Genomic DNA, 16,459 nt, shown 5'->3' on the forward strand with positions numbered 1-16,459 from the left:
CCAATTGCGTTGGAGGAAGGCACAACCGCACCAGAGATGATGTTGTTGCCATACAGAAGAGAGCCAGCTACAGGCTCACGGATACCATCGATGTCCACCGGAGGAGCAGCGATGAAGGCGATCACGAAGCAGATGGTTGCAGTCAGCAGGGTGGGGATCATCAGAACCCCAAACCAACCTACGTACAGGCGATTCTCAGTGCTGGTGACCCAGCTACAGAAGCGCTCCCACACATTGGCGCGCTCAGCGCGTTGGAGAACAGTTGTCATGGCTATATATAAATTAGTAACAACAGAATGAATTCAGGGAGTCAGTGACTTCACCTGTTTACATATCTTAAAGTTAGTATTTTGTTTTGTAAAGCAATCTCCAATGAATTTTTCCCTGTTGTCAAAAGTCACTTATAGCCCTGCCTATACCCTTGTACCGACCTTCGAATGCTTTAACCATTGTACTTATTGCAACTTTCGAGCTGCTCCAGGACAAAGCCCCTGGTTGACTCTGGCAGAGGCTGAAGCCAGACTGAAGCCCCTACAGTCTCAGGGCGTGATTGAAATTCTCATTCTCAGTGGCGAAGTCCATCCGGCCAGTCCCCGGCGACAGGACTGGTTTCAGCACATCTACAGGCTTTGTCAGCTCGCGCTTGATTTAGGGTTTCTCCCCCATACCAATGCGGGTCCTTTAAGCTTTTCTGAGCTGGAATCATTAAGAACTGTTAACGTCTCCATGGGGTTGATGCTGGAGCAGATCACACCGATGCTTCTAGAGACTGTTCATCGACACGCCCCTAGCAAGGTGCCGGAACTGAGAGTGCAGCAGTTAGAGTGGGCTGGCCAACTGAAAATTCCTTTTACCACGGGATTGTTGTTGGGGATTGGGGAGAGCGAACAGGATCGATGTGAAACCCTGGCCACGATCGCCCAGTTGCACCAACGTTGGGGGCATATTCAGGAGGTCATTCTGCAGCCCCACAGCACTGGACAGAAGCAATCGGAAGCAGGAACGACCTTCCCGTTTGATCAGTTCCTCCGCACCATTGCGCTGGCCCGAGAAATTTTACCGGGTGATATCACCTTACAGGTTCCCCCGAATCTCATCCCTGAGCCCTCCGGAATCCTGGCTTGCCTGCAGGTTGGCGCGAGGGATCTGGGCGGCATCGGCCCGATCGATGAAGTGAACCCTGACTATCCCCATCCCCTGGGTCAAGATTTGGTCCATCAACTCAATCAAGCCGGATGGCAGTTGGTTCCACGGCTACCTATTTACCCGCAATTTGATCATTGGTTAGATCATTACATCTACCAAAGCGTTAAGGAATGGCGTGAAAAACTGACATAATCCCGATCAATATCTTTTGCTATTGATACCGATTCAATTTGGAATCGGAAGAGCTTCGTCCCTCTTCAATAATCATTTACAAAATATTAAAAAAAGGCGAGTAATGAATAAGGATACATCCAGTAAAACTTAATCCAGTAAACACCTTGATAACATTCGTTAAGAAGTAAATCTAAAAATACATGCAGAAATTATCATGGGTATTGAGCTCTCTAGCCTAAAACATTTAATTCGAGTTTAAAGAGAGTTTCAATTTGTGTTCTTTTGAATTTTTGTGGCTTTCACCAGCTTCATGTCAGTTCATTCTCTTCAAGCTGGCAAAGGAGAGGAGTGTTTTTATTTACTCAAGTTAACTGGAGTAAAAAAATGTCGAAATCAATTGCAAATCTTACCTATAAATTGCTGATCAGGGAAATCGAAGATATTCTGGACAGCTGTCACTATCATTCCTATCGGCATGTCTTTGCCATTCCAGAACTTAGACAACAACTGATGACTAATGTTTTGAATCGTGTGCCTGCGTGTTATGCCCTCGTTGAAGAAGACGAAGAGATGCATGTGGATGCCACGATCGTTCCCAATGTCATTTCTAGTCAACTGCACTACGTCGTAGCTGAAGAAATTAACCGTTTGGTTGAAGATCAGGAAGCCTGGGTCAGTCATCACATCCCTCAGGAGGTAGGGGCCGGTTTTGCACCCTCCAACTGGTTCGGATAAATCAGTAGCCGCTAGCGGCCAGATTGAGCTGATGGTTGTAAGCTGTCCGTTCTACTCGGCTATCCCAAGTGCCGTCTGCATAGAGGTTGAGCAGTCTGAAACCGGGGGTTGTTTGATCAAGGGAAAACTGTGAACTTTTCGGTTCAAATTGAATCGAGGTGGAAGGTGCACCCAGATAATGAACCCCCCGCTGTTGGCAGGTAAATTCCTGGTGAATATGGCCAAACAAAACCAGTTTGACTTGAGGATAACGATCAAGAACGGCAAAGAGTTGGGCTGAGTTTTGTAGCGTACTGGTGTCTAACCAGGCAGACTCTACCAGGAAAGGCGGATGATGCAGCGCGATCGTCGTAGGATAGCACCGGGATAATTGCAACTGAGAATCCAGCCAATCAAGACTTTCTGGTGAGAGATAGCCATGAACCCGGCCTGGTACGCCTGAATTGAGCAGGATAAACTGCCAGATTCCAATCCGAAATGCTTTCTGAGGCAGGATTGGAGCCTGATAGAGGATTTGCCGCATGGTGATGGGATTATCATGATTGCCCGGTAGCCAGTAGGTTGGAATTCCCAGGGGAATTAACCGGGATTGCAGTTGTGCATAGGACTCCGGTGTACCATCCTGGGACAAGTCACCCGTCAACAAAATTAAATCCACTTCCGAACGAATCTCTGTCAATCGTTGTAGAACTGCCCCAAAGGAGTCGGCGGTGGGCAGGCCAAGCAACTCTCGTTGGCGATCGGCAAAGAGGTGAATATCTGTAATTTGAGCCACGCGGAGGGGGGAAACTGAAGACATGGGGGTCGCGAAGAGGGTTGGTGTCACACAGCAAGATGGGAAACTGCAACTGACCGGAAGAAATTTTCTCCAGTCCAACATCTGTTAGGGTCATAGTACCCAGAAGGAACAGGGTCTCCAACGCCTCATAATGAGATCTTAGGGCAATTTTTCGGTGATCTTGGTCATAGGGCAGTAGTAGATACAGCCAAATCGGCAAAAGGGCTGATATACTTAGAAAACTCTAATGAGTGTGGCGCCATAGCCAAGTGGTAAGGCAGAGGTCTGCAAAACCTCCACTCCCCAGTTCGAATCTGGGTGGCGCCTTTAAGAAAAATCAACGAATCTGATGCCAGCGCAAAATAGTGTGACGGCTGACAGTAGGTAACTCGCCAGAAATTATCTATCGGCAATACGCCGGGAACAAGGGTGATTTGCAAGTACCAGAGTTATAGAAGCAATCTCTAAAAATCAATGTTTGATGGTTCCTTAAGGAGCACCAGAATCCCATGACCAACTGGCAACAAACATACTACTTTCCCTCCCAATCGTAATCCTGGGTTTGTTGAAGTTTAAACGCTTCTTTGCTTCAATCAATCTCCTGCGTGCAAGTTTTGAGAGCACTGCGCTGGCTCAGTTACTTGGGGCGCTCCGCTGGTGGGTTATTACACACTCTTTCAAGGATGGCTACTTCTAAGCCCACCTCCCAGGTTCTTTGCACTCCCCGTTCACAAGCGCCCACTGCTTGCAGTGTCACGTTTCCTCTCGTACTCGTATGTAGGCTCCACAAGTTAGGGCACGCAGGAGATTATGAAATGCTACCGCTTACCAGGCAAAGATTCCTGAACGCGACTTGACAGGAACCGCACGGGCGGCTCGGATACACAGTTGGGCAATCAACTCAGTGGAAGTGACGGCACTTTGCAGTTGGGCAAAGTTGAGGGTGTCTGCTTTGATTTGGGCGATCGCCAACACCTTGTCGATGCTGTCATCGCTCAACTTCATACCTGCCTTCAGGAAGTCGGTGCAGGGACCCTGATGCCGTTGAGTGGGCGTGCGACTGCGCTTGCACCAGAAGTGACTGATGATATGGAAGACGTGTCCCTTACCCCAATCAAAACTAACAGCAACGACAGGCGCGCTGTGCCGTGATAGCAGGTCATGACTTGCCGCTTCAATCACCACCTTATCAGGATTGAGAATCGAGATCGGATGGCTGCTGCCCTCCAACCACCACTGCGGGTCGGCTCCCAGTACCACTACATCAGCCCACAGGCTGTTCAGGCTTGGCTCTACAGAAATCACCTCATCCCCAGTTGCCCGTCCGGTAAACTTGACCATACCTGGAAATGCAGGTTCGATGAACCGTCCCAGTGCCCAGTCAGAACTGACCAGCCACTTACCTTCATTCACCCGTTGGCTGAGATGTTCAATCAGGGCTTTGTCGTAGCTACTGGAGCAGTTGACAAAGATAATTTGAGCATCCAGTTTGGACGCATCTGGGTTCATGGTGCAAGGGACATTCAGACACGCCAGAATATCTTCGACGCGATCGAAACTCCCTGCATAAACGGCGACATCCTGCTTGCGCAGCTTGTTCAATACGTGCAGGTCTTCAGGACGCTGCTCGGCAAGACGCTGACGAACGGCGATCGCTGCCACCTCATACGCCTTCTTCATGTCGCTCATCGTAATCACCTCCTGAGAGTGAGCGATCAGTCAAATCCATAATACAAAATATACTACTATATACTACAAATAAGATCAGCCTATTCCACAATTGCTAATCTTGATTTATCAAAATGTTGGGGGATGTTCGCCCATCTTGACCCATAACCGTCGCACCCGTAGTAATTGAGGGCGATTCATTTTCAATGCATCAACGGTAGCTCTACCTGTAGGAGTTAACCCAATAATTCCTATAGCTTCCTCATTCCACTCAAAATGATCGACCCAGGATTGTTGCTGGGGATGAAATAACGGTACCTCTGTTTGTGTTGTTGGATCGGTTTCAGTTTGACGAACCGCTTTATAGCGATTGCAGGAGGGACAGGCTAAACAAAGATTTTCAAAGATGGTCTCTCCACCTCTCGCCAATGGAACGATATGTTCAAATTCAAACATCGTCACAGTGAGAGATTCAGCCGTTCGGCAATAGGCACAGCAATCAGCAAAATGAGAACGGATTTGGCGTTGCAACTCAACCGGAATATAAGCACTCACACTACGCTGAGACTCCGTAAAGTTGCTGTAAGGTGTACCTGGCTCTGGTTTTAAGGATGTTCAAATTATCCACTTGTGTCAGCAAGCGATCGAGCGTTGCAGCGGCATCAGGTGATAGTTGCCCTTCAACATTTTGAGTCAGTAGCTCGCCAAGTTGAGTTTGTTCAGCCGAGGCGAGTTGGCTGTTGGCTAATGCCTGTAATTCTTCCAGGCTCAACCCCGTCAAATGCTCTTGGTCAGATGCAGCAGTGCTGATAAGGCGATGATAGGTTTCCAAATCAAGCAAAACTCCAACTCGCTCTCCTTGCTGATTAGTTACATACTGCACGACTTGCACGACTTCAGGCATGACTTCCTTTGTTCAGGCTTAGATTAATTTTAATGGGAAGAAGGGCGATCGCTGCTACCTCATACGCCTTCTTCATGTCGCTCATCGTAATCACCTCCAGATATTGCTCACACAACATCTATCTCTTGAAACCATGACCATTTTTTCGATTCCTGAACAATATCAATTGTTTGATCAAGAAGTTTTTCTTCAAGACATAGAACTACCTCCAAATCTCCTAGCTCCTCAATAAACTGACGACCTAGTTCAGTAATTTCGGAAGTTCTATCTGAGACTTGATAGTCTGTGTAGCCGAGACCATAGAGCTTCAGCATATATCGTCTAACAAACTCTTGCTCTGACAATGTTGTAAACTGGGTCTTGCTCCTAAGCCGTGAAAGCAATTCGGAAGTTTCTACTCGTCGAACAATTGAATCAAGCTCCATAAGAACTTCATAGAAACCAACAGTATCAATATAAGTTCTTAGAAAAGGGATGGTGTTAAAGTACCCATCTTGGTTCGGTCGAATCTTAATACCCATTGGAACCTTAATCTCTTTCTGATATTCCTTTCTCTGTGAAATCAAATATTGCTTAATGGATTTACCTGCTAGCTGAGACATTGATAGAAGAGCAAGCACAATAGCATTTGATCCTCCCGTCAAATTACACCATATTTCCTTGCCAGAACCACGAATAGGACTAAAGCGATAGGCAGCCTTGATAACTTTATCGAAACAATCCTGATAGTTATCAATATCTACATCGCACCAAAAAATTTTTCCACCTTCATCGTGATCTTTGCGCTTCCATACTTGTCTCAAAACTTTTATGATTTCATCTCTCACGTTACCTGGAGTATCATTTCCTGCATATTGAAATGCTAATATTTCTCTTGAAATAACTTCCTTGCTTGTAAAAAGAACTAATGCTTCAATTTTTCCTTTGTTTTCTTCAGTATGATTGATTCCTCCACTACCCTTAAAAAGTTGAATAGTTTCTTCATTTCCAGTGTTATTTGAAACTTCATCTAAAGCTCTTTCAATGTAGTCAACAGCACAGGTTACAGTGCCAACAGAGCGTCCAACACCAATAAAGTGGTAAATTCCCATACATTAATTTCTCTTTTATTATTTTAATGGATAAAAATTGCACTGCCTGTTAATCTTTGACAATGCTACATTCTAACCTCACTTATCCTTCCGCACAGGTAGCGGTATGTCCAGAATCTCCATCAGCAGTTCCAGACGAGAAGGGCGTGTCAGCAGCGAAGGTTGGGCAAGCTGTGGTAGTCTCCTGCGAAGGTGAATGTTGTTTATGAATGCTTGCTTTTAAAGCTTCAACCATCCAAACACATCAGCAATGGTAAGTTGCAGGTCAGAAACCAAGTTGGGAATGGGTAAAACATCATGTTCTTCTTGCAGAAATTCAGGTTGTTGTCCTGCTGGGTAGATAAGGAGCGATCGCTCTTCTGGATCAATGAGCCAACCCATTTGGCATCCATGCTTTAGGCAATGCAAAATATTACCTGTCACTTTTGTGGGGCTTTGATCAGGAGAAAGAATCTCGATCGTCCAGTCTGGGCAAATTGGAAAGACATTGGCAATGTCGCCATTCTCATCAACCGGAATTCGATTCCAGGCAAACACAGAAATATCAGGAACGATCGATCTCCCACCAAAAGTACAACGCAATTCTGGAAAAGCATAGCCAATTCGTTGCTTTTTAACTACCGCATTAATCGCCGTAACTAATTCACCTTGAAGAATACTGTGCTTTCCCTGCGGCATTGGTTTTTGAATAATGCGCCCGTCAATATATTCACTTGCTGGTTTCGTCTCTGGCAGCTTCAGAAACTCTTCCAAGGTGATGATTTTTTCTGGCACTTGTACCATTAGCAATCTTCCTTTGCCCAAAATCAACATAGCAGCGTAAAAGGGGCATGACTTATTCATTAATGAGTCATGCCCTATTTTAACTCTACTTAACGGGCCGCACAGGCAGCGGTGTGTCTAGAATCTCCATTAGGAGTTCCAGACAAGAAGGGCATGTCAGTAGCGAAGGTTGGGCAAGCTGTAGTAGTCTTCCCTAAAAGTAGATGTTTCCCCAGATACTTGCTGACATTCACCTAGCGACGATCGGGGCGCGGCAACAACTGCCAGTAAAAGTGAAAATGGGTGAGGCTATTGCCTAAAAGTAGTGGCTGCGTAAACTACCGTCATACCTGCCACTGTTTCGGCAACATCGCTTGAAAGGAACGCCCAGAACCGCAAGGGCACAAATCGTTATTGCCCAGCTTTTCTTGCAGTTCTTTATCGCTGTGGATAATGCGATGTCCTCGTTTGACAGCAGTCTCTGATGGATACCCTCGACGACGTTTGCTAGAAGGTTCAAAAGCAGAACGATTGCAGGTCGTTGATGTCTTCCAAATCGTTATCCAGGTTGTTGTTATCAAAATTAGTTCGCTTCATTGTCCTCACCTCCAGTTCTGATAAATTTCATTGGCAACGCCAATTTCATGTCTTCTTATCAAATTGCAGAGCTTGGCTTGGTATGTCCTTTAGAAAGTTGGTCTGCCTGACGAGTCGTTTGAGCAAGTATGTAAGCTTTTTTAGTCAGGGCACGAAGTGTCAATTGAATTTGCGATTCCGCACAAGTTAGGAAAGCGGTTGATACATTCAGATGCTCTACTGATTGAGCTATCACCCCAACCGGAGTAAGCAGGAGTCGCACCTGCAACCTTCTGATCCCTAAGTATGTAAGCTTTTCAAGTCAGGGTGCGGAATTAAATGATTAACCGTAAACCGCTTCAGGGCGAATGATTAGATCGCCACTTGGACGGCGATTCCCCTTCGGGGACGCTCCGCGATCGACTACATACGCAGAGAGTCGATCGGTATTGACATCCAAATGTCTAGAAACCTGCTCTTTGACCGTGACATCACTCATGCCTGTGGTGATTCCCAGTTGAGTTTCTAGGATGTCGAGCGATCGCCCTTCAAATCGAATGTGTACCATCTTTATCACCTCCTATATCTCAGATCAACAACAAGCGGAAGGTGGAGGAATCGAACCCCTAGGTATTACCCCACCCCGGTTTTCGAAGCCGGTTGCCGTCCATTCAGCGGCACCTCCCATTTGGGGTGACTGACGAGAGTCGTTCGCGCAGCGTTGCCGAAGGCAATACTCGCTAACACTGGTGTCACAAACCAGCCCCTCCACCACTTCGGGTAGCCCCAAAGGGGCGGCTTCGCCAACAGTCACAGTGGAGCCAAGGGGACTTGAACCCCTAACCTCCTGTTTGCAAGACAGGCGCTCTAACCAGTTGAGCTATGGTCCCATTTGGTGGATCTGGTCGGAGTCGAACCGACTGCCTCCCGATGAGAATTGCACTCATCCCTCGTACAAGTTCACAAAGCTGTTTTTTGCTTCTTAACAGGAAGTTAGTATGTAAGCTTTGCCTATTGGGGTACAAGGTGGTTTAGGCGCTCTGCCACTAGAGCTACAGACCCAGGTTTGGTGGATTCTGGTCGGATTTGTTCGCGTAAGCGTTGCCGCAGGCAATACCGACATTTTTCTGCTTGCAAGGCAGACGCTTTCCCGTTAAGCTACAGACCCATGTTTGGCAGGCGTGATAGGAGTCGAACCTATACGAGTCGGTTTAGAAGACCGATGCCCTTATCCCTTAGGCGACACGCCCATAATTGGTAGTCCTGGCAGGATTTGTAGCTTGCTTCCGCGAAGCGGTACCCGCATCCCTCTGTTTGTAAGACAGATGCTCCACCGTTGAGCTACAGGACTACGAGAGCGATCGACGAGACTCGAACTCGTACCAGAGAATTGGAAGCTCCCCGTGCTTGTCCGTTACACCACGATCGCGTTTGGTATGGACAGTGGGACTCGAACCCACACCAAGAGGTTGGAAGCCTCACATGCTACCGCTACACCATGTCCACATTCTGGGGCTGGTGACAGGAGTTGAACCTGCAACCGACTGTTTACAAGACAGTTGCTCTGCCGTTGAGCCACACCAGCACATTTGGATCAGACGATGGGGGTTGAACCCATATCGGGAGCGTACCAAGCCCCTGTGTTGCCAGTTACACCACATCTGCATCTAGAGCAGGAGACGGGATTTGAACCCATACCACGAGCTTACGAGACCCGTGTGCTTGCCCATTGCACCACACCTGCTTGGTGACGGGGGCGGGAATTGAACCCGCTGATGTAAAGGGTATGAACCTTTCGAGCCGCCGTTGCTCCATCCCCGCAGTACCCCCGGCGAGAGTCGAACTCGCAACAATCCGGGTTTAAGCCGGACACGTCTGCCAATTGCGTCACAGGGGCATCTTTGGTGGGCTGTGTAGGATTTGAACCTACGCACTTCCGCTTAAGAGGCGGCTGCTCTGCCAACTGAGCTAACAACCCGTTTTTCTGCTAGTCAACCAAAGGTTGAACTTGGTGGGTCGCCAGAGATTTGAACTCTGATCTGTCTGCTTAAAAGGCAGCCACTCTAACCGTTGAGCTAACGACCCGAATGGTCTGAGTGGTAGGGATTGTTCGCGAAGCGTCTCCGTTAGGAGATACCTACGACCTTCAGTTCCCCGAACTGACGCGCTCCCACTGCGCCTCAAAGATGTTCTGGGCACTGGGCTACGCCTGTCTGCGCCCAGAACATCTTTCACCCAGATATTTGGTACACCGAGCAGGAGTTGTAGCTTGCTTCCGCGAAGCGGTACCTGCTAATAACACGCTTATCGGGCGTGCGCGTCCACCACTTCCGCCTTCGGTGCTTGGTACTCCCGACAGGATTTGTTCGCGAAGCGTCTCCGAAGGAGATACCTGCCCAATCTAGGCTCTCGACCTAGCACGTCTGCCAGTTCCGTCACGGGAGCATCAGTACCCTTGGTGGGAGTTGAACCCACAAAATCTGGTCTCTGAAGCCAGCACGTCTGCCAGTTCCGTCACAAGGGCAAATGGTCGGGATGGTAGGATTTGAACCTACGACCTTCCGCTTCCAAAGCGGCAACTCTCAACCAAGCTGAGCTACATCCCGATAGTTGGTACTGCTGGTGGGAGTCGAACCCACAACCTCTGGTTTCTAAGACCAGCACCTCTTCCAGTTGGGCTACAGCAGCATAGTTGGTACTCCTGGCGGGATTTGAACCCGCACGTTGACTGGTTTTGAGACAGCCGCCTCTTCCATTGGGCTACAGGAGTGTGAAACAGGAGGATAGAGAAATTGACCCAGTAATCTCTCATGCCCCCCGACTGGGAAGGAAGGAATCGAACCCTCAACCACTTGATTCAAAGTCAAGTCGCTTTACCTGTTTGCGTACTTCCCAATAGACTTGTTAGTCGCTCGTTAGCGATCGCAATTGGATGCCGAGGCTGGGGTCGAACCAGCATCTCCGTGATTCAGAGTCACAGCGACTTTCCATGTCGTCCACTCGGCAATGAATGGCTGCCCCAGCAAGAGTCGAACTTGCAACCGTGCGGTTAACAGCCGCCCGCTCCGCCATTGAGCTATGGGGCAATGAGTGGGAAGTGACAAGATTCTCCGAAGGAGACGCTTCGCGAACGAACTGCCTTCTCGCCGTCTATGTCCTTCGGACAGGCAAGCCAACAGCGGCACGTGAGCACCAGCTTCACCAACTTCCCACAAGCGGAGAGCAGAGGAATCGAACCCCTAGCCCAAGGACTACCCTGGTGTTCAAGACCAGTTGCCGACCATTCAGCGGTGCCCTCCATCATTGGCGAGAACGGAAGGAGTTGAACCTTCACTCTTCAGTTTCGTAGACCGATGTGTTCATCCAGTTACACCACGTTCTCAAAGGTGGAGAGCAGTGGACTCGTTCGCGTAGCGTCTCCTTCGGAGAAACCACAATTGTTCATCCATCTGTTTAGCAAACAGCGCCAATGTCCTAATTGGTTTACTCTCCATGATTGGTAGGTCGGGCAGGAGTCGCACCTGCAACGCAAGAAGCGGCTGTTTTACAGACAGTTGCCCACGCTGATAGGCGAGCCGACCTATGATTTGTTTTTGCTGCTCAAGGATGAGCAAGATTTGGCAGTGCCGACGGGAGTTGAACCCGCAAGCATCGACTTGAAAGATCGACGGCTTTACCAATTTGCCTACGGCACCAAACTTTGAGATTTCTACAGCGTGCAAGTTTGAGAAGCTGTTTTTCAGCCTCCAAGGTTGGCGGAGGCTGTAGGAGTCGAACCTACTTCGCCGTTAGGCGAGTGACCAGTATGTAGGCTTCTCGGATGAGGGAACACCGTAGAACGCACAGACCAGGATTTGAACCCGGACAAAAGGCTTTGGAGACCCTTGTGCTGCCGTTACACCATCTGTGCATTGGTCGCAGCGGCGAGATTTGAACTCGCAATGACCAAGTTATGAGCTTGGGGCTTTGCCATTAAGCTACGCTGCAATGGTTGGACTCCAGGGTGGGAATCGAACCCACGAATAGTCGGTTTTGCAGACCAACACCTTCCCACTTGGCGACCTGGAGATTTGGTGGAAACGTGGGGACTTGTAGGCTTTGCCTTCCCGGAGGGTACCCCAATCCTGCAACCGTCCGTTTGTTGGTTTCGGAGCAAGTGATGCCAATTTCCACGAGCGAGGATGACAGGGTTTGAACCTGTGACCACTTGCCTCGGAAGCAAGTACTCTGTCCATCTGAGCTACATCCTCATTGGGAGCCTTGACGGGAGTTGCACCCGCTTCTTTCTGGCTGAGAACCAGAACGACTTTTCTATACCCTTCGGGAAGCAAGCTACGTCCACAAGGCTGTACAACTTTCAATTAGTTGTTGTTTAGTGCGAAGCACTAAACAACAACTAATTGAAAGTTGTACGGGGATGATGGGATTTGAACCCACGATCTTTCGCTCGACAGGCGACTGCTTTGAGCCACTAAGCTACACCCCCAAAGGTGGCACTTATGAAGTTTTCAAGGTTCAGGTTTGCTGATGAATCAGCAGGAATTAAAGAAAGCAGCGCCGTTCCAGATAATAGATTTGCTGGATGTTCTGTCGCTTTTACTTGTACTGAGTGAAAGATGAATTTCCCTGATCTGATGGGTCATCTTGAAGTGGCGTGAAAATACCAGAAACATGAGTGGGTAAGAACTCTAAGAGCTTCAAGAGACCATTGTTTTTAGTAAGGGAGTGAGTGTTCATTGGATTGGCTCCTCTATGTCTCATCTCATACTACAAGCATAATACAACATACTACAAAGTGTCAAGAGGGTACTACAACTTTTTGGGACGGGAGAGAATGACCGTCAAAAAATACTTGTATCGCCTTCTCCCAGTGATTTTGAGGTTAGGTGTCAACGGGTTGCTGTTCTTTCCAGAACTGCTCGGCAAAGGCAATAGCGGGATGCATCGGTGCTTTAGGTTTGCTTCTCAGCACTATTCCGGTTTCATATAGAAGGCGTTGGCGAAGCCTCTCGGAACGAGAATCGCCTTTGCCTGAATTGCATTTCTCGCAGGCGGTCACCACGTTATCCCAGGTGTGGGTTCCCCCTTTTGAGCGGGGAATGATGTGATCCAGCGTCAGGTGCTTGGTGCTGCCGCAGTATTGACAGGTGTGATTGTCGCGGCGAAAGACTTCCCGCTGATTGACTGGAGGAAGCTTCGAGTGCCGTTCTGGATTGCCGCCGGTCAAACGAATGTGATCTGGGATGTGTAGTACGACACTGGGGGAGCATACTTTCCACTGCTGGGTGCTGCTGAACTCCAGAGTCTCTGCCTGTCCGGTAACTAGGAGTACGATTCTCGTTCCGAGAGGCTATGCCAACGCCCGTTTAAGGTTGATCCGCGCCAGAGACAGGTAGTTCTTGGAGAACACCACGACCTGGTTCTGGAGTATGGGAATTTTCTGTCGCTGCTCAGTCTGCATGAGTTTTCTCCTCAAAAAATAACCCCCGACTCTGATGACCAGGAGCGGGGGGTGGGGAAGTGGATATGGCTTTCCCTATATCGGTGTCAGGACTGCCCTGCACCTCCTGCTGCTAGTGAATTGATCCGGATTGAGTCGTCCGGCGATGTTGCTATCAATGCCTTCGCTGACGGATTTACCGCCACTAAACCGATACGTCCCCACAAACACAAACAGCGCCGCTACTCTGCCTAGATCTGAATCGGGTCGGCACTGCATGGCACTGGCTAATGTGGTGAGGATGCGTATCATGGAAGGTCGTAGTATTTGTATTACAATTCTGGGGGCTTACATACTACATTTGTAGCATTAGACTGTCCACCCTTGATTGAAATTCAGGATGTTCGGTTATGGATACACGTAAACGAGGTAGCACTTCGGAAATACAGGTGAGATCGTACAAACCTTTTGCATCCTCCCGACAACGTCACCATAAGTAGGTGGTTACATTTAATTGTAAGAAGGGGGGCTGGGGGCAAAGCCCCCTTCACCCCCACTAGCTATGTTCAGTTTAATTACGCCCATCTACTTAAACATACATAGATGAAATTGACAGAAAGGAGTTGATGAAATGCGGCATTTCTTGCAATACAGTCTGAACGGGTTGACGGTTTGCCTGGGAATTGCCATCATCCTCGCAGCCAGTTTGCATCTGCCCTGGATCATGCAAGAGATTTTGCACCCGACTGGAAGCTTTGGTGGTCCAATCAATCGATTTGCGGCGCAGCTTTATGTGGCAGTGATCGGGACTGCTGCTACTGGAGAAGTCTTACTTCTGGGAGTACTTTTGTCCCAACATTGGCTTTCTAGATCCCTGGGAATAACAGCTATGCTCATCTCTGGTGCGATCGCGCTGCTATCCCTTCTCGGCATTTTCATCTTACGGTTTTGATCCTCATCAATACTATCTGGCTACTTACTCCCTATGCCTGAAATCATGATTGCGATTCTATTGTTGGGTGCACCAACCGTCCTATCCATCTACAGTACGTTGTGTGTTTTCTACCCTAAAATTCGGGGGAAGTGGAGGGGAAGCGATCGGACTATCGGGACAATGAGTTCAATTGGAGCAGCGTTATTTTTTGATGCAGGAGCCTTTATTGTATGGGGACTAGTCTTTTTACCCATGAGGGTCATGAATCGATTAGCACCTATCATTTTCGCCACCATCCTGATTGGTTTCATCTTAGTGGTTTTAGGCTCTGTTCGCGACCTGTCACCCAAGTAATAGCAGACAGTTTACGCCTTGTTCTGCCCAATCCCAACTGCATCACACCTTAGAGGCAACATCCGCATGATTATCTGTCGATATATCCGCACTTACAGTTTGCTGTGTCTATGGGGCATTGCAGTTAGTTTGGTGATCGTTAACTATCAACCCACTGCTTCGACTGCTGCGGGCGAACCATTGACCTACTACGCCAGCGATACATCCCTTACGGTTGTGAGTGTGTTAGGCATGATGTCGATCGAACTCATCGTGCTCTACTTGATGCTAAAACTGTGGCAACATCCCCGTTCTGCTTGGGGTTCTCTGGGGGCACTGCTTCTGTTCATCCCCTGGGCAATGTTGGCATCAGTCTTTGCCATGCACGGGAATAACGCTGTATTTTTACACGCTTTGTGGCTCTGTTCTATGTATGGGCACCCATCATCACGCTAGTTTTAGATAAACAAACCGGAATTTTAAGACTTGAGAAACAGTTTGTGACCAAACGAATATTCTTCAAGGAGGTTACTTGACCTCGTCCAGCTCAGAGGCTATGTTAACCTGTGGTTTTGGGATAAGGGCTTGGTTATCATGCATGACTCTAATCAAAAAACGTAAAGCCTCATTGACTGCATCAGCGTCAGGAAACATTGCCGCAACATCAGGGTCTAAACGAACTATTGCTTCACCAAAACTTCTTCGTCCAGATCCCAACTTTCTGACTCGCAGACTCTTTAAGTCATACTCCGCCCGTAAATCATCTTCCATTTCTGACTTATCCCTCTTCATAGGTTTCTCGCTCGGTTCGTGTCACTTGTCTTGCGCTAATGATGCGTATTGAATTGCCCCTTTCGGTATACGACACAATTAACAATCGTCCTCGGCTTGATTGTCCAACGATAAGATAACGCTCCTCGTCCTCAGAATGGTCTGGATCGTAGAAGTCAACATATAGAGGATCATCAAAAACAGTTTTTGCTTCCTCAAATGAGACTCCATGCTTTGATAGATTGCGTTCTGCCTTGTTTTCATCCCAGTTAAACTGCATAAAGCTATTGTATCTTTACTCACCTAACCGATTGCACGTTTTGGTCTGGAAGGGACTTAATCACACGACAAAGATCAGGGAGCGACACAATAGCTATCCACGTGTTAGAACCTTGATTGCCAGAGAGAATAAGATCATGGACAGTATTATCCGCAAAAAAGCCAGCTCTGCAGGGATCTGCATGGGTGATTTTGTTCAATTCTTCTCTAAGTAGCAGAGGCTCGAAGCCAGTTCTTCTACTGTAAGGTGGTTGATAGCTACTTAATGTAGCCGAGACTTCACTGGTGCTAGCAGAGCGTTTCAAAGCACCAACAGTTACACGAATTGAAGGAATAACATCAAAATCTTGTTCTGATCGGATCGAAAGAGCTAGAACTCGTAATATTTCAATACCCCTTTCAGAAGATTCCTGTAATATTTTCTGTCAGCTTTGTTCATCTAGATTCAATTCATCTATGTAAGCATCTCTAAAATCTTGACTGAGTACTTCTAACTCCTCAGCACATTCATGAAATGTTCTTCGTTTCTACACTTTAAAGTTGCCGTCCCTACATTAAAAAATCCTTTATAGTACAGAGTTTCTGAGCAGGCTAACGTTCCGATTGAGCGGCTACCGATAACCTTTGCCACACCACCAGCATCTCTCGTCAGTCCGCTCCAACCGAGTTGTGTACGCCCGGCACGGGCGTGAACTAATGGGGTGAAAGTCCCCTGTAGGAGAACCAGCGTCCAAATGATCGAAAAGATCCGAGTGACGACAACTACTAGCTTAAGGCAAGGGCGCTTCCGTGAGGAAGGGTCTGGAGGAAGCCAGCGGCAAACCTACAAGCTGACGGACAGAAACGTCATAGAAGGCCGAGATAGTCC

Annotated in this window: 16 protein-coding genes, 31 tRNA genes and 1 pseudogene; 5 read left to right on the forward strand and 43 right to left on the reverse strand. The window is 48.1% G+C overall.

The window, feature by feature from the left end; translation table 11 throughout:
* Positions 1–269 (reverse strand): annotated as a pseudogene (locus BST81_RS26090) (photosystem II q(b) protein); the annotation flags it as partial.
* A gap of 103 nt (positions 270–372) precedes the next feature.
* Between BST81_RS26090 and cofG the strand changes: the two are divergent.
* Together cofG and BST81_RS26100 are read left to right on the forward strand one after the other, a co-directional pair.
* On the forward strand, positions 373–1,338 hold the full coding sequence (gene cofG, locus BST81_RS26095; RefSeq protein WP_075601441.1) for a 7,8-didemethyl-8-hydroxy-5-deazariboflavin synthase subunit CofG: 966 nt from the start codon (positions 373–375) through the stop codon (positions 1,336–1,338).
* Between the two features lie 330 nt (positions 1,339–1,668).
* A complete protein-coding gene (locus BST81_RS26100) occupies positions 1,669–2,055 on the forward strand; it encodes a hypothetical protein (protein WP_143780511.1) in 387 nt (128 codons plus the stop codon).
* Position 2,056: 1 nt separating this feature from the next.
* On the opposite strand, the gene cpdA is transcribed toward BST81_RS26100, so the two are convergent.
* Positions 2,057–2,854, reverse strand: coding sequence for a 3',5'-cyclic-AMP phosphodiesterase (cpdA, locus tag BST81_RS26105; RefSeq protein ID WP_075601443.1), 798 nt, complete (start codon positions 2,852–2,854; stop codon positions 2,057–2,059).
* A 234-nt stretch (positions 2,855–3,088) separates the two neighbouring features.
* Between cpdA and BST81_RS26110 the strand changes: the two genes are divergently transcribed.
* A tRNA-Cys gene (locus tag BST81_RS26110) sits at positions 3,089–3,160 on the forward strand.
* 498 nt (positions 3,161–3,658) lie between these two features.
* Here BST81_RS26110 and BST81_RS26115 read toward each other — a convergent pair.
* From BST81_RS26115 to BST81_RS29025, 39 genes are all read right to left on the reverse strand, one after another.
* Positions 3,659–4,522: a hypothetical protein gene (locus tag BST81_RS26115; RefSeq protein WP_143780512.1), complete on the reverse strand. Its 864-nt coding sequence runs from the start codon at positions 4,520–4,522 to the stop codon at positions 3,659–3,661.
* Between the two features lie 108 nt (positions 4,523–4,630).
* Positions 4,631–5,056 (reverse strand): HNH endonuclease signature motif containing protein, encoded by a 426-nt coding sequence (locus BST81_RS26120; RefSeq protein WP_075601445.1) that lies wholly within the window; start codon positions 5,054–5,056, stop codon positions 4,631–4,633.
* Position 5,057: 1 nt separating this feature from the next.
* Positions 5,058–5,405, reverse strand: coding sequence for a hypothetical protein (locus BST81_RS26125; RefSeq protein WP_075601446.1), 348 nt, complete (start codon positions 5,403–5,405; stop codon positions 5,058–5,060).
* A 107-nt stretch (positions 5,406–5,512) separates the two neighbouring features.
* The gene (locus BST81_RS26130) at positions 5,513–6,496 is read right to left on the reverse strand and encodes a hypothetical protein (RefSeq protein WP_075601447.1); all 984 of its coding nucleotides are present in this window, start codon (positions 6,494–6,496) and stop codon (positions 5,513–5,515) included.
* Positions 6,497–6,715: 219 nt separating this feature from the next.
* A complete protein-coding gene (locus BST81_RS26135) occupies positions 6,716–7,279 on the reverse strand; it encodes a Uma2 family endonuclease (RefSeq protein ID WP_075601448.1) in 564 nt (187 codons plus the stop codon).
* Positions 7,280–7,602: 323 nt separating this feature from the next.
* Positions 7,603–7,839 carry an SEC-C metal-binding domain-containing protein gene (locus tag BST81_RS29320; RefSeq protein WP_363080924.1) on the reverse strand — a complete coding sequence of 79 codons (237 nt, stop codon included), beginning with the start codon at positions 7,837–7,839 and terminating at the stop codon, positions 7,603–7,605.
* Between the two features lie 338 nt (positions 7,840–8,177).
* A complete protein-coding gene (locus tag BST81_RS26145; RefSeq protein WP_075601449.1) occupies positions 8,178–8,402 on the reverse strand; it encodes a hypothetical protein in 225 nt (74 codons plus the stop codon).
* Positions 8,403–8,467: 65 nt separating this feature from the next.
* Positions 8,468–8,590, reverse strand: coding sequence for a hypothetical protein (locus BST81_RS29170; RefSeq protein WP_290439464.1), 123 nt, complete (start codon positions 8,588–8,590; stop codon positions 8,468–8,470).
* A 60-nt stretch (positions 8,591–8,650) separates the two neighbouring features.
* Positions 8,651–8,724 (reverse strand) — tRNA-Ala (locus tag BST81_RS26150).
* A gap of 177 nt (positions 8,725–8,901) precedes the next feature.
* Positions 8,902–9,002 (reverse strand) — tRNA-Ala (locus BST81_RS28310).
* Between the two features lie 5 nt (positions 9,003–9,007).
* Positions 9,008–9,084: transfer RNA gene (locus tag BST81_RS26155), tRNA-Arg, on the reverse strand.
* Between the two features lie 5 nt (positions 9,085–9,089).
* A tRNA-Val gene (locus BST81_RS26160) sits at positions 9,090–9,185 on the reverse strand.
* Between the two features lie 5 nt (positions 9,186–9,190).
* Positions 9,191–9,263, reverse strand: a tRNA-Gly gene (locus BST81_RS26165).
* A 3-nt stretch (positions 9,264–9,266) separates the two neighbouring features.
* Positions 9,267–9,340: transfer RNA gene (locus BST81_RS26170), tRNA-Gly, on the reverse strand.
* A 4-nt stretch (positions 9,341–9,344) separates the two neighbouring features.
* Positions 9,345–9,419, reverse strand: a tRNA-Thr gene (locus BST81_RS26175).
* An 86-nt stretch (positions 9,420–9,505) separates the two neighbouring features.
* Positions 9,506–9,578 (reverse strand) — tRNA-Thr (locus tag BST81_RS26185).
* A gap of 1 nt (position 9,579) precedes the next feature.
* Positions 9,580–9,656, reverse strand: a tRNA-Met gene (locus BST81_RS26190).
* 1 nt (position 9,657) lies between these two features.
* Positions 9,658–9,731, reverse strand: a tRNA-Leu gene (locus tag BST81_RS26195).
* Between the two features lie 5 nt (positions 9,732–9,736).
* Positions 9,737–9,812, reverse strand: a tRNA-Lys gene (locus BST81_RS26200).
* A 31-nt stretch (positions 9,813–9,843) separates the two neighbouring features.
* Positions 9,844–9,919, reverse strand: a tRNA-Lys gene (locus BST81_RS26205).
* Between the two features lie 159 nt (positions 9,920–10,078).
* Positions 10,079–10,177: transfer RNA gene (locus BST81_RS28315), tRNA-Ile, on the reverse strand.
* 1 nt (position 10,178) lies between these two features.
* Positions 10,179–10,279, reverse strand: a tRNA-Leu gene (locus tag BST81_RS28320).
* Positions 10,280–10,284: 5 nt separating this feature from the next.
* Positions 10,285–10,358: transfer RNA gene (locus BST81_RS26210), tRNA-Leu, on the reverse strand.
* Between the two features lie 3 nt (positions 10,359–10,361).
* Positions 10,362–10,440 (reverse strand) — tRNA-Pro (locus BST81_RS26215).
* A gap of 5 nt (positions 10,441–10,445) precedes the next feature.
* A tRNA-Leu gene (locus BST81_RS26220) sits at positions 10,446–10,522 on the reverse strand.
* A gap of 5 nt (positions 10,523–10,527) precedes the next feature.
* Positions 10,528–10,604 (reverse strand) — tRNA-Leu (locus BST81_RS26225).
* A gap of 51 nt (positions 10,605–10,655) precedes the next feature.
* Positions 10,656–10,729: transfer RNA gene (locus BST81_RS26230), tRNA-Gln, on the reverse strand.
* Between the two features lie 34 nt (positions 10,730–10,763).
* Positions 10,764–10,840: transfer RNA gene (locus tag BST81_RS26235), tRNA-Gln, on the reverse strand.
* Positions 10,841–10,845: 5 nt separating this feature from the next.
* A tRNA-Asn gene (locus BST81_RS26240) sits at positions 10,846–10,920 on the reverse strand.
* A 130-nt stretch (positions 10,921–11,050) separates the two neighbouring features.
* A tRNA-OTHER gene (locus BST81_RS28325) sits at positions 11,051–11,133 on the reverse strand.
* Positions 11,134–11,138: 5 nt separating this feature from the next.
* Positions 11,139–11,216, reverse strand: a tRNA-Arg gene (locus BST81_RS26245).
* Positions 11,217–11,331: 115 nt separating this feature from the next.
* Positions 11,332–11,416, reverse strand: a tRNA-Tyr gene (locus BST81_RS28330).
* A gap of 36 nt (positions 11,417–11,452) precedes the next feature.
* Positions 11,453–11,529 (reverse strand) — tRNA-Glu (locus BST81_RS26255).
* A gap of 144 nt (positions 11,530–11,673) precedes the next feature.
* Positions 11,674–11,744 (reverse strand) — tRNA-Trp (locus BST81_RS26260).
* Positions 11,745–11,746: 2 nt separating this feature from the next.
* Positions 11,747–11,821: transfer RNA gene (locus BST81_RS26265), tRNA-Ile, on the reverse strand.
* 5 nt (positions 11,822–11,826) lie between these two features.
* Positions 11,827–11,902, reverse strand: a tRNA-Cys gene (locus BST81_RS26270).
* A 108-nt stretch (positions 11,903–12,010) separates the two neighbouring features.
* A tRNA-Arg gene (locus tag BST81_RS26275) sits at positions 12,011–12,084 on the reverse strand.
* A 162-nt stretch (positions 12,085–12,246) separates the two neighbouring features.
* Positions 12,247–12,320 (reverse strand) — tRNA-Asp (locus BST81_RS26280).
* A 396-nt stretch (positions 12,321–12,716) separates the two neighbouring features.
* Complete coding sequence (locus tag BST81_RS29025; protein ID WP_253188500.1) at positions 12,717–13,061, reverse strand: HNH endonuclease; 345 nt, start codon at positions 13,059–13,061, stop codon at positions 12,717–12,719.
* Between the two features lie 844 nt (positions 13,062–13,905).
* On the opposite strand from BST81_RS29025, the gene BST81_RS26290 reads away from it, so the two are divergent.
* Both BST81_RS26290 and BST81_RS27820 read left to right on the forward strand, forming a co-directional pair.
* The gene (locus BST81_RS26290) at positions 13,906–14,226 is read left to right on the forward strand and encodes a hypothetical protein (protein WP_075601451.1); all 321 of its coding nucleotides are present in this window, start codon (positions 13,906–13,908) and stop codon (positions 14,224–14,226) included.
* A gap of 402 nt (positions 14,227–14,628) precedes the next feature.
* A complete protein-coding gene (locus BST81_RS27820; protein WP_143780513.1) occupies positions 14,629–14,997 on the forward strand; it encodes a hypothetical protein in 369 nt (122 codons plus the stop codon).
* 72 nt (positions 14,998–15,069) lie between these two features.
* Here the strand turns inward: BST81_RS27820 and BST81_RS26300 are convergent, their stop codons facing one another.
* Together BST81_RS26300 and BST81_RS26305 are read right to left on the reverse strand one after the other, a co-directional pair.
* Positions 15,070–15,312, reverse strand: a complete 243-nt coding sequence (locus BST81_RS26300) for a hypothetical protein (protein ID WP_253188501.1) — start codon at positions 15,310–15,312, stop codon at positions 15,070–15,072.
* A gap of 7 nt (positions 15,313–15,319) precedes the next feature.
* Positions 15,320–15,592 (reverse strand): BrnT family toxin, encoded by a 273-nt coding sequence (locus BST81_RS26305; RefSeq protein WP_075601454.1) that lies wholly within the window; start codon positions 15,590–15,592, stop codon positions 15,320–15,322.
* Between the last annotated feature and the right edge of the window lie 867 nt (positions 15,593–16,459).

The organism is Leptolyngbya sp. 'hensonii' (genome assembly GCF_001939115.1).
GTDB lineage: Bacteria > Cyanobacteriota > Cyanobacteriia.

Bases quoted from the DNA above. Each gene is read 5' to 3' on its own strand.
- cofG (WP_075601441.1), top strand. From the start codon at position 373: ATGAATTTTTCCCTGTTGTCAAAAGTCACTTATAGCCCTGCCTATACC.
- cpdA (WP_075601443.1), bottom strand. From the start codon at position 2,854: ATGTCTTCAGTTTCCCCCCTCCGCGTGGCTCAAATTACAGATATTCAC.
- BST81_RS26115 (WP_143780512.1), bottom strand. From the start codon at position 4,522: ATGAGCGACATGAAGAAGGCGTATGAGGTGGCAGCGATCGCCGTTCGT.
- BST81_RS26125 (WP_075601446.1), bottom strand. From the start codon at position 5,405: ATGCCTGAAGTCGTGCAAGTCGTGCAGTATGTAACTAATCAGCAAGGA.
- BST81_RS26130 (WP_075601447.1), bottom strand. From the start codon at position 6,496: ATGGGAATTTACCACTTTATTGGTGTTGGACGCTCTGTTGGCACTGTA.
- BST81_RS26135 (WP_075601448.1), bottom strand. From the start codon at position 7,279: ATGGTACAAGTGCCAGAAAAAATCATCACCTTGGAAGAGTTTCTGAAG.
- BST81_RS26145 (WP_075601449.1), bottom strand. From the start codon at position 8,402: ATGGTACACATTCGATTTGAAGGGCGATCGCTCGACATCCTAGAAACT.
- BST81_RS26290 (WP_075601451.1), top strand. From the start codon at position 13,906: ATGCGGCATTTCTTGCAATACAGTCTGAACGGGTTGACGGTTTGCCTG.
- BST81_RS27820 (WP_143780513.1), top strand. From the start codon at position 14,629: ATGATTATCTGTCGATATATCCGCACTTACAGTTTGCTGTGTCTATGG.
- BST81_RS26300 (WP_253188501.1), bottom strand. From the start codon at position 15,312: ATGGAAGATGATTTACGGGCGGAGTATGACTTAAAGAGTCTGCGAGTC.
- BST81_RS26305 (WP_075601454.1), bottom strand. From the start codon at position 15,592: ATGCAGTTTAACTGGGATGAAAACAAGGCAGAACGCAATCTATCAAAG.